Source organism: Herbaspirillum sp. WGmk3, assembly GCF_023952535.1.
Lineage (GTDB): Bacteria > Pseudomonadota > Gammaproteobacteria > Burkholderiales > Burkholderiaceae_D > Herbaspirillum > Herbaspirillum huttiense.
On record NZ_JAKYWT010000001.1, the window covers coordinates 70,534 to 92,916 of the forward strand.

General features: G+C 62.8%; 17 protein-coding genes and 2 tRNA genes. 12 read left to right on the top strand and 7 right to left on the bottom strand.

The window, feature by feature from the left end; translation table 11 throughout:
• Positions 1 to 189: 189 nt before the first annotated feature.
• A complete protein-coding gene (locus MKD49_RS00265) occupies positions 190 to 1,767 on the top strand; it encodes a DUF3300 domain-containing protein (RefSeq protein ID WP_252695132.1) in 1,578 nt (525 codons plus the stop codon).
• A gap of 248 nt (positions 1,768 to 2,015) precedes the next feature.
• Positions 2,016 to 3,716 carry a peptide chain release factor 3 gene (locus MKD49_RS00270; RefSeq protein ID WP_252695133.1) on the top strand — a complete coding sequence of 567 codons (1,701 nt, stop codon included), beginning with the start codon at positions 2,016 to 2,018 and terminating at the stop codon, positions 3,714 to 3,716.
• A 102-nt stretch (positions 3,717 to 3,818) separates the two neighbouring features.
• On the opposite strand, the gene ppa is transcribed toward MKD49_RS00270, so the two are convergent.
• The 5 genes from ppa to hemC form a co-directional block, all read right to left on the bottom strand.
• On the bottom strand, positions 3,819 to 4,352 hold the full coding sequence (gene ppa / locus MKD49_RS00275) for an inorganic diphosphatase (RefSeq protein ID WP_006463345.1): 534 nt from the start codon (positions 4,350 to 4,352) through the stop codon (positions 3,819 to 3,821).
• Between the two features lie 277 nt (positions 4,353 to 4,629).
• Complete coding sequence (locus MKD49_RS00280; protein WP_121041830.1) at positions 4,630 to 5,829, bottom strand: heme biosynthesis protein HemY; 1,200 nt, start codon at positions 5,827 to 5,829, stop codon at positions 4,630 to 4,632.
• Between the two features lie 20 nt (positions 5,830 to 5,849).
• Positions 5,850 to 7,058 carry a uroporphyrinogen-III C-methyltransferase gene (locus MKD49_RS00285; RefSeq protein WP_252695134.1) on the bottom strand — a complete coding sequence of 403 codons (1,209 nt, stop codon included), beginning with the start codon at positions 7,056 to 7,058 and terminating at the stop codon, positions 5,850 to 5,852.
• Positions 7,059 to 7,093: 35 nt separating this feature from the next.
• Positions 7,094 to 7,891 (bottom strand): uroporphyrinogen-III synthase, encoded by a 798-nt coding sequence (locus MKD49_RS00290; RefSeq protein ID WP_252695135.1) that lies wholly within the window; start codon positions 7,889 to 7,891, stop codon positions 7,094 to 7,096.
• Entirely contained in the window at positions 7,875 to 8,831 is a 957-nt protein-coding gene (gene hemC / locus MKD49_RS00295; RefSeq protein WP_252695136.1) for a hydroxymethylbilane synthase, read from the bottom strand. Before hemC ends, MKD49_RS00290 begins: the two co-directional genes overlap by 17 nt.
• A gap of 257 nt (positions 8,832 to 9,088) precedes the next feature.
• Between hemC and ppc the strand changes: the two genes are divergently transcribed.
• Both ppc and MKD49_RS00305 read left to right on the top strand, forming a co-directional pair.
• Positions 9,089 to 12,004 carry a phosphoenolpyruvate carboxylase gene (ppc, locus tag MKD49_RS00300; RefSeq protein ID WP_252695137.1) on the top strand — a complete coding sequence of 972 codons (2,916 nt, stop codon included), beginning with the start codon at positions 9,089 to 9,091 and terminating at the stop codon, positions 12,002 to 12,004.
• 409 nt (positions 12,005 to 12,413) lie between these two features.
• Positions 12,414 to 13,352 carry a dienelactone hydrolase family protein gene (locus tag MKD49_RS00305; protein ID WP_039785426.1) on the top strand — a complete coding sequence of 313 codons (939 nt, stop codon included), beginning with the start codon at positions 12,414 to 12,416 and terminating at the stop codon, positions 13,350 to 13,352.
• Between the two features lie 186 nt (positions 13,353 to 13,538).
• Here MKD49_RS00305 and MKD49_RS00310 read toward each other — a convergent pair whose 3' ends face one another.
• The gene (locus MKD49_RS00310) at positions 13,539 to 14,369 is read right to left on the bottom strand and encodes an HDOD domain-containing protein (RefSeq protein WP_039785423.1); all 831 of its coding nucleotides are present in this window, start codon (positions 14,367 to 14,369) and stop codon (positions 13,539 to 13,541) included.
• A 473-nt stretch (positions 14,370 to 14,842) separates the two neighbouring features.
• Between MKD49_RS00310 and argH the strand changes: the two genes are divergently transcribed.
• From argH to MKD49_RS00350, 8 genes are all read left to right on the top strand, one after another.
• Positions 14,843 to 16,237 carry an argininosuccinate lyase gene (gene argH, locus MKD49_RS00315; RefSeq protein ID WP_121041846.1) on the top strand — a complete coding sequence of 465 codons (1,395 nt, stop codon included), beginning with the start codon at positions 14,843 to 14,845 and terminating at the stop codon, positions 16,235 to 16,237.
• Between the two features lie 311 nt (positions 16,238 to 16,548).
• A complete protein-coding gene (locus MKD49_RS00320; protein ID WP_034335504.1) occupies positions 16,549 to 17,706 on the top strand; it encodes an ABC transporter substrate-binding protein in 1,158 nt (385 codons plus the stop codon).
• A 281-nt stretch (positions 17,707 to 17,987) separates the two neighbouring features.
• Entirely contained in the window at positions 17,988 to 18,869 is an 882-nt protein-coding gene (locus MKD49_RS00325; protein ID WP_134222750.1) for a branched-chain amino acid ABC transporter permease, read from the top strand.
• 1 nt (position 18,870) lies between these two features.
• A complete protein-coding gene (locus MKD49_RS00330) occupies positions 18,871 to 19,746 on the top strand; it encodes a branched-chain amino acid ABC transporter permease (RefSeq protein ID WP_034335500.1) in 876 nt (291 codons plus the stop codon).
• Complete coding sequence (locus MKD49_RS00335; protein ID WP_039785419.1) at positions 19,746 to 20,507, top strand: ABC transporter ATP-binding protein; 762 nt, start codon at positions 19,746 to 19,748, stop codon at positions 20,505 to 20,507. The genes MKD49_RS00330 and MKD49_RS00335 overlap by 1 nt, the downstream gene beginning before the upstream one ends.
• Positions 20,504 to 21,235 (top strand): ABC transporter ATP-binding protein, encoded by a 732-nt coding sequence (locus MKD49_RS00340; protein WP_088753394.1) that lies wholly within the window; start codon positions 20,504 to 20,506, stop codon positions 21,233 to 21,235. Before MKD49_RS00335 ends, MKD49_RS00340 begins: the two co-directional genes overlap by 4 nt.
• Positions 21,236 to 21,372: 137 nt before the next feature.
• A tRNA-Leu gene (locus MKD49_RS00345) sits at positions 21,373 to 21,457 on the top strand.
• A gap of 260 nt (positions 21,458 to 21,717) precedes the next feature.
• A tRNA-Leu gene (locus tag MKD49_RS00350) sits at positions 21,718 to 21,802 on the top strand.
• Positions 21,803 to 22,029: 227 nt separating this feature from the next.
• Here MKD49_RS00350 and MKD49_RS00355 read toward each other — a convergent pair.
• A complete protein-coding gene (locus MKD49_RS00355) occupies positions 22,030 to 22,341 on the bottom strand; it encodes a hypothetical protein (RefSeq protein WP_252695138.1) in 312 nt (103 codons plus the stop codon).
• Between the last annotated feature and the right edge of the window lie 42 nt (positions 22,342 to 22,383).

The following is a 22,383-nucleotide window of genomic DNA, read 5'->3' on the forward strand; positions in this document are numbered from 1 at the left end:
CCCTGCCTTGCGCAAGGCTTTCCCATCGGCAACCCGCGAGGCTCAGCCGTCCCGGCGCTGAAACATCGCTTGCAATTCCGTTACACCTCGCCTCTCCGAGCTGGCAGACCATAGGCTCACCTCAGTGCGCCGGACCGAGCATCTTGTTTTTCCTCTTCCGGCTGCACGCCATCGCGCAAGGAGAACAACGTGAACAAGACATCCCTGGCCTGGGCCACCTGCCTGGTCTTCTCTCTGGTCTCGGGCCTGCCCGTGCAGGCGCAGACGGCCTACGCCCCGCCGCCCGCGCCCGTCTATACCCAGCAACAGCTGGACCAGATGCTGGCCCCGGTGGCGCTCTATCCCGATTCGCTGCTGGCCCAGGTGCTGATGGCCTCGACCTATCCGCTGGAAGTGGTGCAGGCCCAGCGCTTCGTCGAAGCGCGGCCCGGTCTGCAGGGCGATGGCCTGGCGCGCGCCGTGGCCCCCATGCCGTGGGATCCCAGCGTGAAGGCGCTGGTGCAGTTCCCCTCGGTGCTGGCCATGCTCAATGATCGCCTCGACTGGACCCAGCAGCTGGGACAGGCCTTCCTCGCCCAGCAGCCCTCGGTAATGGACACGGTACAGAACCTGCGCGAACGCGCCCGCATCGCCGGCACGCTGGAATCCAGCCCGCAGCAGCGCGTGGTGGTGCAGGATGAAGTCATCGAGATCGTGCCGGTCAATCCGCAGGTGGTCTACGTGCCGTATTACAACCCGACCGTGGTGTATGGCAGCTGGTGGTGGCCGTCGGCTCCGCCGGTGGTGTGGGCGCCGCCGCCGCGCTATCGTCCGCCCAGCTATGAGCCGGGCTTCTCGGCCAGCATCAGCTTCGGGGTGGGCATTGGTGTCATGAGTGCTGTGTTTGGCGATGCGCGCCCCGACTGGCGCCAGCGCCAGGTGATGGTGACGCAGACGCGCATCAACAATGTCACCAATGTGACCAACGTGAACACCGTCAACAATACCAACGTCATCAACAACCGCTACGTCAACAACAACGTCAACGTGAACCGCAACGTGAGCATGAACCAGCGGCCGGTGGTGTGGCATCACGACCCGCGTTACGCCGGTGGCCGCACTGCGCAGCAACCGGCCCCGGCGCTGGCCCCGCCGCCAGGGCAGCGTCCGCTGGCCGGGCCCCAGCCGCAGAACCTGGTGCAGGCACAGCAAGGGCCGCAGTGGAATGGACATGGCCCGCAACCGCAAGCGGGGCAGCCCTTCCCCGCGAATGTGGCGCGTCCGCTGCCGGTGGCCGACAACGTCCAGCAGCGGGTGGCACAGCAGGATCAATTGCGCCAGCGCCAGGCCATCGATCAGCAACGCCAGCGTGAACAGCAGGCCAATGACCAGCAGCGCCAGCGTGAGCAGATGATCCGCGACCAGCAACACCAGCGCGATCAGCAAGCGCAGGAGCAGCGCCAGCAGCAGCAGGCCCAGGAACGCCAGTGGCAGCAGCGCCAGCAACAGGTGCAACAGCAGCAACAACGCCAGCAGCAGATGCAGCAACAGCAATTGCAGCAGCAACAGCGTGAGCAGCAGATGCGCCAGCATCAACAACAGGAGCAGCAACGCCAGCAGCAGATGATGAACCAGCAGCGCGAGCAGCAGCATCGCCAGATGGAGCAAGCCCGTCAGCAACAGCAGCAACATCAGGCCGCCCAGCATGAACAGCACGCGCGCCAGCAGCAGGCCCAGCAGCGCGACGCCCATCAGCGGCGCGAGGACCGTCGCGACGAACGCTCCTGATCCTGCAGCGCCTCTGCCCCGCCAGTGATCGCCTGAGCGGCCCGCCGCGCACACGTTGCCTCCCGGCAAACATGCGGGCAAGCGGGCCGCTTCAGTTATAATCTCGGGTTTTCCAGAGCTGTCGGAACAGGGCGTGCGCCGCCTCCTTGTCAAAGGAACAGTGCGCGCCGCTCAAGGCCATGCGGGTTGGATCGTCCAGCCGCGCCAGGGGCCGCGTTCCGCCGGGCTCCCACCCCGACCGATCCGCCATGCAAGAACCCAGCAACGAACGCCCCGAAGTCGCCGCCACCGCTCCTGAGGCCGCTGATGCAGACAACGCCAGCGCGCCCGGCGCCGCCACCAAGGTCTCGTCCGACCTGATCGCGCGCGAAGTCAAGCGCCGCCGCACCTTCGGCATCATCTCCCACCCCGACGCCGGTAAAACCACGCTGACCGAAAAGCTGCTGCTGTTCTCGGGCGCGATCCAGCTGGCTGGTACCGTGAAGGCCCGCAAGAGCGGCCGCCACGCGACCTCGGACTGGATGGAAATCGAAAAGCAGCGCGGCATTTCCGTGGCCAGTTCGGTGATGCAGTTCGAGTACCGCGACCACGTGGTCAACCTGCTCGACACCCCGGGCCACCAGGACTTCTCGGAAGATACCTATCGCGTGCTCACCGCCGTGGACTCGGCGCTGATGGTGATCGACGCCGCCAAGGGCGTGGAAGAACAGACCATCAAGCTGTTGAACGTCTGCCGCATGCGCAATACGCCCATCATCACCTTCATGAACAAGCTGGACCGCGAGACCCGCGATTCGCTGGAGCTGCTGGATGAGCTGGAGTCGGTGCTGAAGATTCAGTGCGCACCGGTGACCTGGCCGATCGGCATGGGCAAGAATTTCCGTGGCGTGTATCACCTGCTGCGTGACGAGATCATGCTCTTCAAGGCCGGTGAAGAACGCGCCAACGGCAACGTGGAAATCATCAAGGGCATCGACAACCCCAAGCTGGCCGAGATGTTCCCGCTGGAAATCGAACAGCTCAAGATGGAAGTGGAACTGGTGCATGGCGCCTCCCACCCCTTCAACCTGGAAGACTTCCTGGCCGGTGTGCAGACGCCGGTCTTCTTCGGTTCGGCCATCAACAACTTCGGCGTGCGCGAGATCCTCGATGCGCTGCTGGACTGGGCACCAGGTCCGGGCGGACGCGACGCCACCGTGCGCGAGGTCAAGCCGACCGAAGAGCCCTTCTCCGGTTTCGTCTTCAAGATCCAGGCCAACATGGACCCGGCGCACCGCGACCGCATCGCCTTCCTGCGCGTGTGCTCGGGCCGCTTCGAACGCGGCATGAAGTTGAAGCACCTGCGCCTGAACCGCGACATCAAGGTGTCCTCGGTGGTGACCTTCATGGCCTCCAGCCGCGAACAGGTGGAAGAAGCCTACGCCGGCGACATCATCGGCCTGCCCAACCACGGCAACATGCAGATCGGCGACAGCTTCTCCGAAGGCGAGATGCTGCAGTTCACCGGCATCCCCTACTTCGCCCCGGACTTCTTCCGTGTGGCGCGCATCCGCAATCCGCTCAAGATCAAGCAGTTGCACAAGGGCCTGCAGCAGCTGGGCGAAGAAGGTGCGGTGCAGGTCTTCAAGCCGGTGACCGGCAGCGACCTGATCCTGGGCGCAGTGGGCGTGCTGCAGTTCGAAGTGGTGGCCAGCCGCCTGTTGAATGAATATGGCGTGGATGCGGTGTTTGAAAGCACCAGCATCAGCAGCGCGCGCTGGATCAGCTGCGATGACAAGAAGAAACTGGCCGACTTCGAGAAGTCCTCGGCCGGCGCCAACCTGGCCATCGATGCAGCCGGCAACCTGGCTTACCTGGCCAGCTCGGGCGTGAACCTGCGCCTGACCCAGGAACGCTGGCCGGAGATCACTTTCCACGCTACCCGCGAGCACGCGGCCAAGCTGGATTGACCCGGCGTTGAAGGGATCGACCGGCCACGTGCCGGTCATGAAAAAAATCGCCCGACAGGCGCAAACCTGTCGGGCGATTTTTTATGTCTTGCTGACGGGGAATTACTTGGCGTTCTTGAACGCTTCCACACCGGCCAGGATTTCAGCGCGGGCGGCGTCCGGGCCTTCCCAGCCTTCGACCTTGACCCACTTGCCCTTTTCCAGGTCCTTGTAGTGTTCGAAGAAGTGCTTGATCTGGTTCAGGCGCAGTTCGTTCAGATCTTCCGGCTTTTGCCAGTGGGTGTAGATCGGCAGGATCTTGTCGACCGGCACGGCCAGCAGCTTGGCGTCGATGCCCGATTCATCGGCCATCTTCAGCACGCCGATGGGACGGCAGCGCACCACCACGCCCGGGATCAGCGGGAACGGGGTGATCACCAGCACGTCGACCGGGTCGCCGTCTTGCGACAGGGTCTGGGGGATGTAGCCGTAGTTGCACGGATAGTGCATGGCAGTGCCCATGAAACGGTCGACGAAGATGGCGCCGGTGTCCTTGTCCACTTCGTACTTGATCGGATCGGCGTTCATCGGGATTTCGATGATCACGTTGAAGTCATTGGGCAGGTCGCGGCCAGCGGGGACGTTGTTCAGGCTCATGGGATTCTCACTAGGGAAAGAAACGAAAAGCGGTTTTCGGGCCGGCAGCGCCAAGGGCATCTTGTTTAATGCTCGATGCAATGAGCATTAAACGGGGCTTAATGCTCAGTTCTGGCATGCCAAACACCGGAAAGCGGCAATTATAGCGGCATTCAGGCTCAGACCGGCATCTTGGCCGGTGCAACTTACGCCAACATGACAGTGCCCGGCAGCGCACATGAAAAAGGCGGAAGGGCTTGCGCCGCTTCCGCCTTGGTCATTCACCAGCGCAACAAGTTCAGCGGATGGCCGTGGCCAGGGCGCATTGCTTGTAGTGGCCGGCGGCCTGGTCCGGCTGATCCAGCGCCTCGTGCAGCTGGGCCAGGGCCAGGTGCGATTCGCGCACGGTGCGCGGTTCGATGGCGTCCGACAGGGCTTGCTCCAGATGGCGCTGGGCCTTGCCCCACAGCTTCTGGCGCAGGCAGAACATGCCCAGGGTCAGTGCTAGTTCGGCATCGGTCGGATTCTTGGACAACCAGGATTCGCAATGCTCGATCTGCGACAGCAGGGCCGGCGAGCCGGCTTCGGCGGTCGATTCGCGATAGGCACGCAGCAGGCGGATATCCCAGTCGGCGGCCAGCGCACGTTCCAGCAGGCTGCGCGCTTCGTCATGCAGGCCACGGCTGGAGAAGGCGTGTGCGGCACGTGCGGCGATGTAGGGCTTGAGCTTGTCCACGCCAGGCACGCCATTCCACAAGAGGCGAATCGATTCGGCATCGTGCGAGCGGTCCGACAGCAAGGCATCGTAAGACAGCTCGCGCAGGCGGTTCGACAAGGCCGGATGCAGGGCATTGCGCTTGTCCAGGGTCTGCACCAGGCGCAGCACTTCGGGCCAGTTCTTGGCTTGCTGGTTGGCCTTCAGCGCCCATTGCAGGGCCTGGATGTGGCGCGTGCCGTTGGCGTTCAACTCTTCCACCGTTTCCAGCGCCTGCTTGAAGTGGTGTTCGTCCACTTGCAGTTCCAGCGCCGTCATCAGGCGCGCAGCCTTCAAGGTCGGATCGACTTCGGTGCTGGCCAGCCAGATGTCGCGGCGGTCGCCCTGGCGCATGCGATGCGCGGCACGCGCCGCGATCAGGGCGGCGATGCCGGCGTTGTCGGGCAGGTCGGCTGCGCGCGTGGCGGACTTCTCGGCCTGGCCGAAGCGGCCTTCGAAGTAGGCCTTCAGGGCATCGCGCAGGGCCTTGTTGCTTTCATTCTCGCGCTTGGCACGGCGATAGGCGATCACGCGGCCGGGCAGTTTCTGCGTCAGGCGGATGGCGCGGATGACCACGTAGATGGTCAGGAACACCGCCAGCACGGCGAAGATGAAGAAGTTCAGCGACAGGTCGATGCGGTACGGCGGGTAGAACAGCACCACATTGCCGGGGTTGAAGCGCGCCAGCACGGCCAGGCCGATGGCGGAGGCAAACAGGGTCAGAAGCCAGAGCAGTATTTTCATATCAGGTTCCCGTCAGCGGCTCACGGACGGGCCTTGTAGTTGCGCACCGCGTTCAGGCTTTCGGCCAGCGTGGGCAACTGGATGGAGACATTGCTGCCCTGCACCTGCTTCAACAGCGCCTGTGTGGTCTGAACCTGCTTGGCGCGGGTATCGAAATACTTGGCGATGGTGTCCTGGGCCGAGGACAGGTCATTGCGGAAGGCGAACTCGTTGCGCGAGAGCAGCGCCAGGCGTGCATTCAACAAACGCAGCTTGAGGTTCTCGCGCACGAAGTAAGCCTGGCCCGGCGAGAGCAGGATGGCTTCCGGCGTCTGCACTTCGCGGATGCGCACCAGCTGGCGCAGCTCGGACCACATTTCAGTGCTCATGCTTCGCCAGGTTTCGCGGGCACCGGCCAGCCATTGCGACCAGGCAGACGCTTCGGCAGGCGCAGCTTCGGCCTTGGTCTTGGCATGGGCGGCATCGCCCTTGGCGGCAGGCTTCTCGGCGGCAGCGGTTTTCACTGGCTGCGGCTTGGGCTCGCTGGCCGACTCCACCGGACGCTCATCGACCAGCAGCGGCAGGTTGTCGACCTGGCCGATGGCACTGTCCAGACGCACGGCGATGCCGGCGATGTCCACTGTCGGCAGGGCCTTCAGGCGTTCGATGTCACGCGCGATGGCGCGGCGGATGGCGATGAACTGCGCCTTGTCCGAACGCGACAGGCTCTTGTCGGCATTCTGCAGGGCGATCAGCGCGCCTTGCACGTTGCCGGCCAGCTCCAGCTGCTGGTCAGCGGTGGAAAGGACTTCCTCGATTTCGGAGAGGGCCCAGTCGTCGCGGTTCTTGTTGAGGTCCTGGTACATCTGTTCCAGCGCCAGTTGCTGGCTCTGGGACTCGGCCTGCTTGCTGTCGAGCACGCTGACCTTGGACTGCAGTTCCTTGGTGCTCTCCTGCACGGCCTTGAGCACGCCCTTCAGTTCATTGCTGCTGTTGTCGCCATTCTGCAGGCGCTGCGCGACTTCGCTGCGCAGGTCGCGCAGTTCGGCATGCGAGACCCACCACTGTGCGCCCAGGCCGGCGATGACCAGCAGCAGCACGATGGTCTGCGCACGCTGGCGGCGACGCAGCACGGCCGTGCCATCCGGAGGAGTGAAGGTATAGGACGCCTGCGGGGCCGCAGTACCAGCGCTGTGGCTGGCTTGCGGTTGAGGCTCCGGCAATTGGGGAGTGGGTTGCTGTTCGTTCATGGGCTGGATTGTAACGCGGCAAATTACGCGGCCACTCAGGGAGCGGGTGGAACAAGGGCGGCAAGCAGGCGTTCATCTCCCGACCCGGTCAGGACCACCTGCACGAAACCCTGCTCCCGCGCGGTCTCGGCGATCCTGTGGTGAGAGACGACGATGCGTTGTCGTTGCAGTTTTACCACACGTTCCTCGCCCCCGGCTAGTCTTGCCAAGTGAAGCAAATTGCGCAAGGCCTCGGAACTGGTGATGACCCAGTCGGCACCACCGTCCAGCAAATCCAGCAGTTGCAGGCGGTTTTGTGCGTTCAACTGGGGGGCCAGGCGACGGTAGGCGGTAAGGAATTCGACTTCCACGCCCTGTTGTTGCAAAGCTTCACTCAGGAAATCGCGGCCGGCCTGGCCGCGCACGATCAGAGCGCGCCTGCCGCGCAATTGTTCCAACGGGAGGGATCTGAACAATTCCTCGGAATCCATCTTGTCGGCACGCTGCGGGCCATAGATGGTGGCGTTGGCGCCATCGACGCCATGCCCGCGCAAGGCCACCCTGCTACCCTCCCCCACGATGCCGATGGGTACATCACGCGGCCAGCCCTGCAGATGGGCAAAGGCGGCATCGATGGCATTGGGACTGACGAAGACCACCAGCGCGAAGTCGTGCAGGCGCGCCAGCGTGGCCTTGAGTTCGCTGTCATCTTCGACCGGGCCGATGGCCAGCAGCGGAAATACCACGGCACGCCGGCCCAGCTGCTGCACGCGCTCGGCAAAGCCGCCAGCCTGTTGCAGTGGCCGCGTCACGACCACCGGCAACGGTGCAGCGGTCTCAGGCCGAAGCGGCATCAGCCTGGGCCTTGCAGGCCGCCAGAATCGCATCGGCACCGCGCGACTTGAGCAGCTCGGCCACTTGCGCACCGAGCGCCTCGGGCGCATCCGGCGAGCCTTCGGCTTCAGCGGCAGCGGCTTGTGCGCCATCGGGGGTGGCGATCATGGCGCGCAGGTGCAGACGATCACCGTCCAGCGTGGCGTAGGCCGCCAGCGGGATCTGGCAGCTGGCACCAAAGATACGCGAGACCGAACGCTCGGCCGCCGAGACCACGGCTGCCGGCTCGTCGTGCAAGGGGGCCAGCAGGCGTTTGATGTCGTCACGGCCTTCGGGGATCTCGATGGCCAGCGTGCCCTGGCCGGGCGAGGGCAGGCTTTGTTCAGGATCGAGGAAGGAGCGGATGCGCGCCTTCAGGCCCAGGCGGTTCAGGCCGGCCACGGCCAGGATGATGGCGGCGTAGTCGCCGCGATCCAGCTTGGCCAGGCGGGTATCGAGATTGCCGCGCAGCGGCTTGACCACCAGTTGCGGATAGCGCGCGGCGATCATGGCCTGGCGGCGCAGGCTGCTGGTGCCGACGATGGCGCCAGCGGGCAGCGCATCGAGCGAGGCATAGTCGTTGGAGACGAAGGCGTCGCGCGGGTCTTCGCGTTCCAGGATGGCGGCCAGCTCGAAGCCTTCGGGCAGGTCCATCGGCATGTCCTTCAAGCAGTGCACGGCGAGGTCGGCGCGGCCTTCGGCCATGGCCACTTCCAGTTCCTTGACGAACAGGCCCTTGCCGCCGACCTTGGAGAGCGCGCGATCAAGAATCTGGTCGCCACGGGTGGTGGTTCCGAGGATATTGATGCTGCACTGCGGATATAATGCCGCCAGACGGTCCCGCACGTACTCGGCCTGCCACATGGCAAGGCGGCTTTCACGCGAGACGATGACGATGTTGGAAGGAGGAAATTCTTTCAAGACGGGCTTTCCGATTCAGTCGTGGCACCCGCGGCCGAGGAGACAGGGAAAGCAGGAGACCGGCGCATCCAGACTGAACAATACGATTAAAAAAAGCGATCGGGGGCAAGCAGCAACGCACATCGATCACAGCGACCAGAAGCGAGACGCACACAAAAACGAGGCAAACAAACGAGCCGAATTCTAGCACGCACACCCACGGCAATCCGATCCACTAGCACGACTTTCTCCTCCGAAAACCGCAGCAACCGTTGATCATGGCGACTAAAAATCCAACACCACGCAGTGCCCGTTCCACTCCCTCCACTCCCCGCGCCACCGCTGCCGCCAAGCGCAGCCCGGCCAGCAAGACCGTCACCAAACCCGTGCGCGGCACCGACAAGGATGCGCCCCTGAAGGAAGACATCCGTCTGCTCGGACGTCTCCTGGGCGAAGTCGTGCGCGAGCAGGAGGGCGACGAAGTCTTCGAGGTGGTGGAAACCATCCGCCAGACCGCCGTGCGTTTTCGCCGCGAATCCGATGCCAAGGCCGGTGCCGAGCTCGACAAGCTGTTGAAGAAACTGACCCGCGACCAGACCAATTCGGTGGTGCGCGCGTTTTCCTATTTCTCGCACCTGGCCAACATCGCCGAAGACCAGCACCACAACCGCCGCCGCCGCGCGCACCTGCTGGCCGGCTCCGAAGCCCAGCCCGGCAGCGTGGCCTATGCTCTGTCGCGCCTGGATGATGCCGGCGTCTCGGGCGCGCAGGTGCGCAGCTTCCTGAAGGAAGCGCTGGTGTCTCCGGTGCTGACCGCCCACCCGACCGAAGTGCAGCGCAAGTCCATCCTGGACGCCGAGCGCGAGATTGCCCGGCTGGTGGCCGAACGCGACCTGCCGCTGACCCCGCGCGAGCTGCGCCACAACACCGAACTGCTGCGCGCACGCATCGCCACGCTGTGGCAGACGCGCATGCTGCGCTATACCAAGCTGACGGTGGCCGACGAGATCGAGAACGCCCTCTCCTACTACCGCATCACCTTCCTGCGCGAACTGCCGGCGCTGTATGACGACATCGAAGCCGAGATCGACAGCCAGTTCCCCTCGCGCGCCAAGACCCGCGCCGTGGAGCTGCCGCCCTACCTGCAGATGGGCAGCTGGATCGGCGGCGACCGCGACGGCAACCCCAACGTCAATGCCGCCACCATGCAGCATGCGCTGAAGCGCCAGTCCACCACCATCTTCGATTACTACCTCGACGAAGTGCACACGCTGGGGGCCGAGATGTCCATCTCCACCCTGATGGTCGCGGCCAGCCCGGAACTGCTGGCCCTGGCCGATGCCTCGCCGGACCACTCCGAGCACCGCGCCGACGAACCCTACCGCCGTGCCCTCATCGGCATCTACGCGCGCCTGGCCGCCACGGCCCGTTCGCTGGGCGTGGTCAACATCCTGCGCCAGGAAATCGGTGCCGCTGCGCCCTACGCCAGCCCGGCCGAATGCGTGGCCGAACTGGAGGTGCTGGTGGCCTCGCTGCAGGCCCATCACGGTGCCGCGCTGGTCAAGCCGCGCCTGGCCGGATTGAAGCGTGCCGTAGAAATCTTCGGCTTCCACCTGGCCACGCTGGACATGCGCCAGAGCTCCGACGTGCACGAGCGCGTGCTGGCCGAGCTGTTTGCCAAGTCCCAGGTCGAGGCCGACTATGCGGGCCTGACCGAAGAACGCAAGATCGCCCTGCTGCTGGGTGAACTGTCCAAGCCGCGCCTGCTGTATTCGCCCTACCTGCAGTACGCCGATGAAACCAACTCCGAGCTGACCATCCTGCGCGCCGCGCGTGAAATTCGCCGCCGCTATGGCGAACGTGCGATCCGCAACTACATCATCTCGCACACCGAGACCTTGTCCGACCTGCTGGAAGTCTTGCTGCTGCAGAAGGAAACGGGGCTGCTGCACATCGAAGGCAACCAGCTGCACGAACTGGAGCTGATGGTCATTCCGCTCTTCGAAACCATCCCCGACTTGCGCTGTGCGGCCGAGATCATGCGCGGCTGGCTGACCCTGCCGCAGGTCAAGGGCTTGATCGCCAAGCACGGCAAGCTGCAGGAAGTGATGCTGGGCTATTCGGATTCCAACAAGGATGGCGGCTTCCTCACCTCCAACTGGGAACTCTACAAGGCCGAGAACCAGCTGGTGGAACTGTTCAATGAAGCCGGCGTGAAGCTGCGCCTGTTCCACGGCCGTGGCGGCACCGTCGGCCGTGGCGGCGGTCCGAGCTACCAGGCCATCCTGGCGCAGCCGCCGGGCACGGTCAACGGCCAGATCCGCCTGACCGAACAGGGCGAAATCATCGCCTCCAAGTTCTCCAATCCGGAAATCGGCCGCCGCAACCTGGAGCTGCTGGTCGCCGCCACCCTGGAAGCGAGCCTGATGCCCGCCGCCACCGATGGCAAGGAAGCCAGGAAGCTGGCCGAATTCGAGCGCGTCATGGAAGAACTGTCGGAGCGTGCCTATCGCGCCTATCGCAACCTGGTGTACGAGACCCCGGGCTTCACCGATTACTTCTTCGCGGCCACGCCCATTGCCGAAATCGCGCAACTGAACATCGGTTCGCGTCCGGCCTCGCGCAAGGCGACCCAGCGCATCGAGGATTTGCGCGCCATTCCCTGGGGCTTCTCGTGGGGCCAGTGCCGCCTGCTTTTCCCGGGCTGGTATGGCTTCGGCAGCGCGGTCTCGGGCTGGCTGGAAGAAGCCGGCAACGCCAAGGAGAGCGCAAAACGCCTGGCCACCCTGCGCGCCATGTGCAAGGAATGGCCGTTCTTCGCCGCCCTGCTGTCGAACATGGACATGGTGCTCTCCAAGACCGACCTCGCCGTGGCCTCGCGCTACGCCGGACTGGTGGCGGACCGCAAGCTGCGTACCACGATCTTCGGCCGCATCACCGGCGAGCATGAACGTACCAGCAGCGTGCTCTCGGCCATCACCGGCACCAAGGAACGCCTGTCCGGCAATCCGCTGTTGGCGCGCTCGATCAAGAACCGCTTCGCCTATCTCGATCCGCTGAACCACCTGCAGGTCGAGCTGATCAAGCGCCACCGCGCTACGGCTGCAGCGAAGCGTGCGCCGGAAGAACGCGTGCAGCGTGGCATCCACCTCACCATCAACGGGGTGGCAGCCGGCTTGCGCAATACCGGCTGAGCAACGCGTTCGTCTTGCCACTACAAGGGCTGCCCGCCGATGCGGGCGGCCCTTTTTATTGGGCGCTGCACCTGCGATGTCGGCCTGGCAAGATGCCTGAGACGCCCCGTCTTAAGTTCAGCGTTTGCATGCCGATAACAGATAGCTCATATGACATTTGACGAAGCGACAAGCTGTTGCGGGCGACGCACAGGTGCAGGCGCGCTCTTGTGATGGATCAGATTTTTGCACCGCAAAAACCAATCTTCCCTGCCGCACGACGCTTCGCTTTTGTAAAATACAAGCTGAAGAATTCAAATACATACAGTCGTTGCAATCCGTGAAGCTTATTGCTTCAGCGACCATTTTCCCCGTTGACGGGAAAGGCCGTCGGGCAACGATTTGGCATCACTACGGGGAATCAGACATCATGCGACATTGGGGAAAACCGCTGGCTGCGTTCTGCATTGCAGCATCGCTGGCCGTGATCGGCTCCTGGGCGCAGGCCGCGCCCAATTCGGCACCGCCGCCACCACTGGAAGCACGCCGCGTCTCGCTCACCAGCGTGGACAGCAAGGGCGGCAAGGCCACCGCGCTCTATGGCGTCTGGATCAAGGCACGCAAGTCGCTCACCACCAAGGGTCCGGCACCGACCGTGATCGCCCTGCATGGCTGCGGCGGCTTGTACAGCATGGTCAAGGATGGCAAGGGGGAATTCACCCCGCGCCACCTGGCGATGGCACGCGTGCTCAGCGACGCCGGCTACAACGTGCTGTTCCCGGACAGCTTCACCCCGCGCGGTCGCCGCTCCACCTGCCAGGACACCGTGGCCCAGCGCGAAGTCAGCGCCATGAACCGCCGCTACGACGTGCAGGCCGCCCTGCACTGGGTGACTTCGCAGCCGGATGTGGATGTGAAGCGCATCGCCCTGCTGGGCTGGTCGCATGGCGCGTCGACCCTGCTGGCCTCGATCAACCTGGCCGAAACCGACGTGGCCGTGCGCAAGATCCAGCCGCGCGCCGCCGTGGCCTTCTATCCGGATTGCCGCCCCTACGCCAAGACCACCGAGCCCTTCAAACCGGCCGCACCGCTTCTGATCCTGATGGGCGAGAACGATGACTGGACGCCGCCCCAGGCCTGCGAAGCGATCGAGGAGAAGATGAAGGGCAGCGACACCGAGATCGCCCTGCGCCTCTATCCCGATACCTATCACGACTTCGACGCGCCCGGCTTGCCGGTGCACGTGCGCATGGATGTGGCCGGCGTGGGCAAGCGCGGTGAAGGCGTCACCAGCGGCGGCAACCCGGATGCGCGCAGCCAGGCGTATCGCTCCATGCTCAACTTCCTGGACGCCAAGCTGAATTACTGAGGAAACACTGAGGATCCGGGCCGGCCACGCGCCTCCCGGGTTTTGACAGTACCCTTCACCAACGACAATGCCGGCCCCTTGCGGGAGCCGGCATTGTCGTTTTTTACGTCCTTTTCCTTCACATCGGCCGGAAACCACCGTACTTCGGCGCTCTCCGGCCTGCCCTGTTGGGGCGGATCAGGCCGCTCAGGAGATCAGGTCCTGCATGCCCTCGCCCAGTTCGGCCAGCGGCGGCATGTCCTCGGTGAAGGTGGACAGGCTCAGTCCCAGCTTGGCGGCCACTTCCGCCGGGAAGGTCGATTCCAGTTCGTCGGCCGAGTACTTGTTTTCTTCGGCCCGGGCGCGCCAGGCGGCCAGGTGGACGACCGCGGCGAAGGGATCGAACTCGCCCTTGAGCGGCTGCGGGAAGGCCTTGATGACCTTGGCGAACTCGTCCGGGAAACGCCAGCGGCGTGCCAGCTCGGCACCCACATCGGCAAAGTCGTAGCCGAAGGACTGGCGCTCCACATCCAGGCGGCGCGCATCCAGGGGACCGGCGACCTTGTCCACCTCCAGCGCCTGTTCGGGCATGCCGGCATGCATCACCAGCTGGCCGATGGCATGCATCAGGCCCACCGTGAAGGCGAAATCGGAATTGAGCTTGACCTGCTTCTGCTTGGCCAGCCACTTGGCGACGATGGCCGTATCGAGGCTGTAGCGCCAGAACAGCTTCAGGTCCACGCCGGGCAGCTTCTTGAAACTGCCAGCCATGCCGGTGCTTACCACCAGCGTACGAACCGTCATGAACCCCAGCATCAGCACCGCATCATCGACGGTGCCGATGGTGCGCGAGACGTGGTAATAGGATGAATTGGCCAGGCGCAGGATCTTCGCGCTCAGGACCTGATCTGCGGCCAGTTTCTTGGCGATCTCTTCAATCGAGACCGATTCATTGTTGAAGCTTTCGATGACTTCCTGCACCACCTTGGGAATGCTCGGCAAGGCAGTTTGCTGCTGAAACAGTGCTTCCAAATTCATGCTTCTCTCCTGTAAGACGACCCCCATACATCTCGCTTGAGCGCTTGACAGGACCACCCCCTTGGCGTTGTGCAGCTGGACGATGCCCCCACGACACCGGCCGGTGCCGGCATCATCCTGGCTGCGCCGTGGCTGGCAGCCCTGATCTTCTCCGGAAACCTGCAGAACTTCCCCCGGATCAGTCATCGCACCCTGAGTATAGCGTCAGCAAATGTCAGTAGCCCACGGCTTTTTAGGGTCTCAGCAGAGCTTGCGCAAAAACAACAAGCAAAAATGATGCCACCTGGAAACTTCGCCTGCTTTGATGTCGAGAAAAGCTTTTCCAAACCACCCGCTGGGAACGGATGAAAAAAGCGTGCGACAGGCTGGTGATGAAATGCGAAAAATCCGCGTGCCGCAGCATTTCCGGCTGCATGGCCGTGGCCTGGCGCAGTTGTGCTTGCTATAATCGCCCATTCTCCGGAATTCCCTATATGACAGACCAATTTGCTAAAAAGGGCGAAGCCTGGTCGGCTCGCTTTTCTGAACCCGTCTCCGATCTCGTCAAGCGCTATACCGCATCGGTGTTCTTCGACAACCGCATGGCCCAGGTCGACATCCAGGGCTCGCTGGCGCATGCCGAGATGCTGGCCCACCAGGGCATCATCAGCGCGGCCGATTACGCCGAGATCCAACGCGGCATGGCCCAGATCAAGGGTGAAATCGAGTCCGGCCAGTTCGAATGGCTGCTGGACTTGGAAGACGTCCACCTGAACATCGAAAAGCGCCTGACCGAACTGGTCGGCGACGCCGGCAAGCGCCTGCACACCGGCCGTTCGCGCAACGACCAGGTGGCCACCGACATCCGCCTCTACATGCGCGGTGCGGTCGACGACATCATCGGCCTGCTGCGCGATCTGCGCCTGGCCCTGCTGGACCTGGCCGAGCAGCACGCCGACACCATCCTGCCGGGCTTCACCCACATGCAGGTGGCGCAGCCGATCACCTTCGGCCACCACGTGCTGGCGTATGTCGAGATGTTCGGCCGCGATGCCGAACGCATGATCGACGCCCGCAAGCGCATCAACCGCCTGCCGCTGGGCGCGGCTGCCCTGGCCGGCACCACCTTCCCGATCGACCGCCTGCGCGTGGCCAAGACCCTGGGCTTTGACGACGTGTGCCGCAACTCGCTGGACGCCGTCTCGGACCGTGACTTCGCCATCGAATTCTGCGCCGCTGCTGCCCTGGTGATGACGCACATCTCGCGCATGTCCGAAGAGCTGGTGATCTGGATGAGCCCGCGCGTGGGCTTCATCGACATCGCCGACCGCTTCTGCACCGGCTCGTCCATCATGCCGCAGAAGAAGAACCCGGACGTCCCCGAACTGGCACGCGGCAAGACCGGCCGCGTCAACGGCCACCTGATCGCTCTGCTGACCCTGATGAAGGGCCAGCCCCTGGCCTACAACAAGGACAACCAGGAAGACAAGGAACCGCTGTTCGACACCGTCGACACGCTCACCGATACCCTGCGCATCTTCGCCGACATGGCGCGCGGCATCAGCGTCAAGCCCGAAGCCATGCGCGCGGCCGCCCTGCAGGGCTACGCCACGGCGACCGACCTGGCCGACTACCTGGTCAAGAAGGGCCTGCCCTTCCGCGACGCCCACGAAGCCGTGGCGCATGCGGTGCGGACCTGCGTGGACAAGGGCTGCGACCTGGCCGACCTGTCGCTGGACGACCTGCGTGCCTTCTCCGGGCTGATCGGCGAAGACGTGTTTGCCGTGTTGACGCTCGAAGGCTCGGTGGCCGCACGTGACCACATCGGCGGCACCGCACCCAACCAGGTGCGTGCAGCCATTGCGCAACTGCGCAAGGAACTGAACTAAGTACCATCTCGCACCACCCTCGTCCGCTGGCCGGACGACATTCGCATGCCGCTGTGGCGCGCCCTACCCGGGCGCGTTGCAGCGGGTTGTAATCGCTGGCGCAGCCTGCCTTTTCGGGTATGCTGTGGCGGCTGTATCGAAAGAGACCACACAACGGTCTTCAGAGGATGGAGCACAAGTCCCGGCCATCCCGGGCGTCTTTTGCATCATCCTCGATGAAGGAATCGCCACATGACGTCGCGCCGCGCTGTTGCGCACGGCGCTCCGTGATGCGGACGATTTCTACAATATCTAACTGAGGAGAGAACTCGATGCAATTCAATACCATGCTCAAGACCATTCCGGCCCTGCTGATCGGTGCCACCCTGTCCTCGGCCGCGCTGGCCGCCGACATCAAGCTGGGCGTGGCCGAAGCCCTGACCGGCCCGGCCGCCAAGTATGGCGTGGCCATCAAGAACGGCTTCACGCTGGCTTCCGAAGAAATCAATGCCAAGGGCGGCGTCAACGGCGACAAGCTGGCCCTGGTGATCGAAGACGAACAAGGCAAGAAGGAAGAAGCCATCAACGTCTTCAAGAAGCTGATCTTCCAGGACAAGGTACTGGCCGTCTTCGGCCCCACCCTGTCGAACTCGGCCTTCGCTGCCGACCCGATCGCCAACGCCGCCAAGGTCGTGGTGTTCGGCACCAGCAATACCGCTGACGGCATCACTGCCATGGGTCCCTTCACCTTCCGCAATTCCGTGATGGAAGCCGACGTGCTGCCCGTCACCGTCAAGGCGGCCGTGAAGCACTTCGGCATCAAGAAGGTTGCCGTGATCTACGGCAACGACGACGCCTTCACCAAGTCCGGCTATGACGTCTTCAAGGCCACCCTGGAACAGCAGAAGATCCCCGTCACCACCACCGAGGCCTATGCCAAGGGTGACGTCGACTTCAAGGCCCAGCTGACCAAGATCAAGGCCGGCAACCCGGACGCCATCGTCTGCTCCTGCCTGGCTGAAGAAGCCGCCAACATCATCCTGCAAACCCGCGCGCTGGGCATGAAGCAGCCCTTCATCGGCGGCAACGGCCTGAACTCGCCCAAGCTGTTCGAGATCGCCAAGGATGCCGGTGACAACACCCTGATGGGCAGCCCGTGGTCGGCCGAGAACCAGACCCCGGCCAACAAGGCGTTCATTGCCGCCTACAAGGCCAAGTTCGGTTCCGATCCCGACCAGTTCGCCGCGCAAGCCTATGACGCCATGTACATCATGGCCGATGCGATCAAGAGCGTGAAGCTCTCCGGCAACCTGGCCAAGGACCGTGATGCCGTGCGCGCTGCACTGCCTGCAGTCAAGATCGACGGCGCCACCGGCAAGTTCGCCTTCCGTGCAGCACCGGCAGTGGCAGGCAAGCAGGTCGGCTTCGATGCGGACCAGGAAGCCATCGTCAACATCGCCAAGGGCGGCAAGTTCGTCCTGCTGAAGTAAGCACGCCGTGTGACGCAGGCTGGGTGGCCTGCCGGGCAACCGGCAAGCCACCCGCAAGCGACGCTCACCCGGGCGCAGCCGGCAACAACCGCCGGCTGCCCGCCTGGGAGGGGATATGAAGCAAATCGCCAGGCCGGAACGGGGAACCACCAACTGCCGCATGACGCGGGCGAGTTGAACCCGGCACTACGACGCAACGAGGGAGGGCCCCGCGCAGCATGCAAAGTCGTGCAAATTTGCCGGCGCGGCGCATGGTCTCCCATCACCTATCGCAGGTTCCAATGTTAGAACAACAGCTCATCAATGCCCTTTCGCTGGGCAGCGTGTACGCGCTCTTCGCGCTCGGATTCACGCTGGTCTTCGGCGTACTGGGCGTGATCAATCTTTCGCACGGCGCCATCTTCATGCTGGGCAGCTATGCCGCCCTGCTGCTGGTGGAGCAGATGGCCCTGCCCCTGTGGGTGGCGCTGCTGCTGGCCATGGTGGCCACCGGCACCCTCGGCCTCATCATCGACGTGCTGGTCCTGAAGCCACTGCGCAAACGAAATGCACCCCACCTGATCCCGATGATCGCCACCATTGGCGTGGCCATCATGATCACCAATATCTCGCAGGGCCTCTTCGGTGCCGAGAACAAGCGCTTCCCCCAGGGCACCATCCCTGAAGACAGCGTCAGCCTGGGCAACCTGCACATCACCGCCGTGCAGGTGGCGATCATCGTGATCGCCTTCGTGCTGATGGTGGTGCTGCTGGGCGTGATGCGCAAGACCCAGCTCGGCCGCGCGCTGCGCGCCATCGCCGAGTCGCCCAAGGCGGCTTACCTGCTGGGCATCAACGTCGAAGGCCTGTTCCTGCTGACCTCCTTTGCCGCTGCGGCCCTGGGTGGTGCGGCCGGCGTGCTGGTGGGCGTGTCCTTCAATGCGATCTCGCCCTTCATGGGGCAGCCGATGCTGCACAAGGGCATCGCCGTCATCATCCTGGGCGGCATGGGCGATATCCGTGGCGCCATGATCGGCGGCCTCTTCCTCGGCTTTGCCGAGGTGCTGACGGTGGCCTATATCTCCAGCGACTTCCGCGATGCGGTGGCGTTCGGCCTCCTGTTCCTGATCCTGCTGGTAAAACCCTCCGGCATGTTTGGCAAAGTGCTGGAAAGGAAGGCATAAGATGGGCTTCATGGAATGGTGGGATGGCTTCTGGGCCACCTACAACACAGTCATTTTCAGCATCGGCGTCAATGCCATGCTGGCACTCTCGATCTACGTCACCCTGTCCTGCGGCCTGCTGTCGCTGGCCAATGCGGCCTTCATGGGCATCGGTGCTTACACCGCGTCGCTGTTGACGATGCAGTTCGACATGCCCTTCCCCATCGCGCTGGCCGCCGGCGGCGTGCTGCCCTCGCTGGTGGCGCTGGTGATCGGCATCCCGACACTGCGTCTGTCGGGCGTCTATCTGGCCATGGCCACGCTGGGCTTTGGCGAAGTGGTGCGCGTGATCGTCCTCAACCTGGAGATCACCGGCGGCCCGATGGGCCTCAATGGCGTGCCGCCGATCACCGAGTGGTGGCACATCGTGCTGCTGCTGGGTGTGACGATCTATGCGCTGGCCCGCCTGCGCCGCTCCAAGACCGGCCGCGCCTTCGAAGCCATCAAGGAAGATGAAGTCGCAGCGCGCCTGATGGGCGTGAACGTGGCCGGCTACAAGCTGCTGGCCTTCGTCATCGGCGCAGCCATTGCGGGTGTGGCCGGTGGCCTCAACGCGCACTTCACCTTCACCATCGGCCCCAACAACTATGGCTTCGAGAACGCAGTCGACATCCTGACCATGGCCGTCTTCGGTGGCACCAGCAACCTGATCGGACCGATGATCGGCTCGACCATTCTCTCGCTGCTGCCGGAAGTGCTGCGTCATTTCAAGGACTTCCGCCTGGCCATCAATGGCCTGATCCTGATCCTGGTGGTGCTGTACCTGCCCAAGGGCATCTGGGACCCGCGCCGCATCCGCGCCTTCCTGGGCCGCAACGCTGAGAAGAAGGTGAAGTAATGCTTTTACAACTGAACGACATCAGCAAGAACTTCGGCGGCCTGCAAGTGCTGCAGGGTGTGAACTTCAACGTCAAGGAAGGCGAGATCTTCGGCCTGATCGGCCCCAACGGTGCCGGCAAGACCACGGTCTTCAACCTCATCACGGGCCTGCTGCGCGCGTCTTCCGGCAGCATCCGTTTCAATGACGACGACATCGGTGCCGTCGCTCCGCACAAGATCACCGAGCGCGGTATTGCCCGCACCTTCCAGAACATCCGCGTGTTCAAGGAAATGACGCTCTTGGAGAACGTGGTGGTCGGCATGCACGAGCACCTGAACTATGGCGTGGCCAGCATGCTCTTCAATCTCGGCGGCTTCCGCCGTGCCGAGCAGGAAGCGCGTGAACGTGCACTGGAACTGCTGTCCTGGGTGCGCCTGGATCACAAGGCGCACATGCTGGCCGACAGTCTGTCCTATGGCGAGCAGCGCAAGCTGGAGTTCGCGCGTGCGCTGGCGACCAAGCCCAAGCTGCTGTTGCTGGACGAGCCGGTGGCTGGCATGAACCCGGCCGAGAAGACCGAGCTGATGAGCGAGATCGTCAACATCAAGGCGCGCGGTTTCACCATCTTCATGATCGAGCATGACATGCGTTTCGTCATGGGCCTGTGCGAGCGCATCGCGGTGCTGAACTTCGGCAAGATCATCGCCGAGGGCACCCCGGACCAGATCAAGAACAACCAGGAAGTGATCGAGGCCTATCTCGGCAAGGAAGAAGCATGAGCGCCAGCGGCAACAAGCAACCCATTCTGCAGGTCGAGGACCTGGCGGTGGCCTATGGCCACATTGAAGCGGTCAAGGGCATCAGCCTGTCCCTGAACGAAGGCGAGATCACCGCGCTGGTCGGTGCCAATGGCGCCGGCAAGAGCACGTCGCTGCTGGCCATCTCCGGCCTGGTGAAGGCGCAGCGTGGCCGTGTGCTGCTCAACGGGCAGGACCTGCTGCAGATGTCGCCGCACCGCATCGTCGAATCCGGCGTGGTGCAGGTGGCCGAAGGCCGTGCGACGCTGACCACGCTGACCGTCGAAGAGAACCTGGCCCTGGGCGCTTATACGCGCAAGGACAAGGACGGCGTGGCGCGTGATCTGGAGTGGGTGTATTCCCTCTTCCCGGTCTTGAAGAACCGTGCGGCCGGACTGGCGGGCAATCTCTCGGGTGGTGAGCAGCAGATGCTGGCCATTGGGCGTGCGCTGATGGCCAAGCCCAAGGTCTTGTTGCTGGATGAACCATCGATGGGGCTGGCCCCGTTGATCATCCAGGAAATCTTCCGCATCGTGCAGGAGATCAACAAGACCGGCATGACGGTGCTGCTGGTGGAACAGAACGTTCGCCAGGCGCTGCGCATTGCGCAACGCGGCTATGTGCTGGAGACGGGCAAGATCGTGCTGGAGGATAGCGGTGCGAATCTGCTGGGCAATCCCAAGGTGGTGGAGGCTTATCTGGGGGGCTGATGCGCTTGATCTGTTGCATGTGGCGGGGCTGGAGAAAAAATAATAAAAAATTTCTCAATTAGGTGTTGACCATCAGCCTGATAGGCCTTAATATGCAGCCTCTTTCAAGCACAGCAAGTCACCGCTGAGTGCAGAAGGCCCACGTGGCGGAATTGGTAGACGCGCATGGTTCAGGTCCATGTGCCGCGAGGTGTGGGGGTTCGAGTCCCTCCGTGGGCACCAGACATAAAAGGTCGGTTGATGAAAATCAACCGGCCTTTTGCGTTTCTTGGATTGGAAAATAGTTTTTACTTGGTGATGGTTTTCTTTGAAAACTACCTCTTCAAATTGTTAGTTTTTAGTAGCTCGCCTCATTCTTGAGTAGCCTTTTTTTACTTAGTTTTTTAGGAATAAAAAACTTAAAAAAACAGGTGACAACTTAATAGTTTGCCCTTAGAATGCAGCCTCTTTCAAGCAATGCAGGTTGAACGCATTTGCAGAAGGCCCACGTGGCGGAATTGGTAGACGCGCATGGTTCAGGTCCATGTGCCGCGAGGTGTGGGGGTTCGAGTCCCTCCGTGGGCACCAAAACAAAAAAGGTCGGTTGATGAAAATCAACCGGCCTTTTGCGTTTTGGGGCGTACGAGCAAAGCGCCTGCGCGCTTTGCGGGAGGGACTAGAAAGTCCGGCCTTGCAAGGCCGGACGGGGTCGCGGGACGTGACCGAGGTCCTCCGTGGGCAGCAAGCCCAAATATTTCTACAAATGCACGAATATGCATAGCTAATTTCTAACGAGTTATCTTGTTTAGCCCGGACTATTCCACACGCAAGCTAAGTTTTAGTAACAAGCCTGGCACAACCTTTTTAACAGACTTCGAGCTACCAGAGTCAACAGTATCAATAACCATCAAGTCTTGATAGCAACGAATAATAATGTTGTTGGCTCTCAGAATGAAGGGTGCTGTCTTATATGAAGTGACATTGACCTTCCAGCCGACACGCTGCATCTCAAAAAAAGAAATTAAGTTCAGATAAACAGCATCATCCATCGGGAGTATGCGCTTCGAAATCAATTCTCCGTTGGGCGCATATGATTCCAGGATCACCTGTGATGGCAGTTCTTTCAAGGGACTCTCTCCATCGCATCCCGGCAATATGAAAAATAAGAC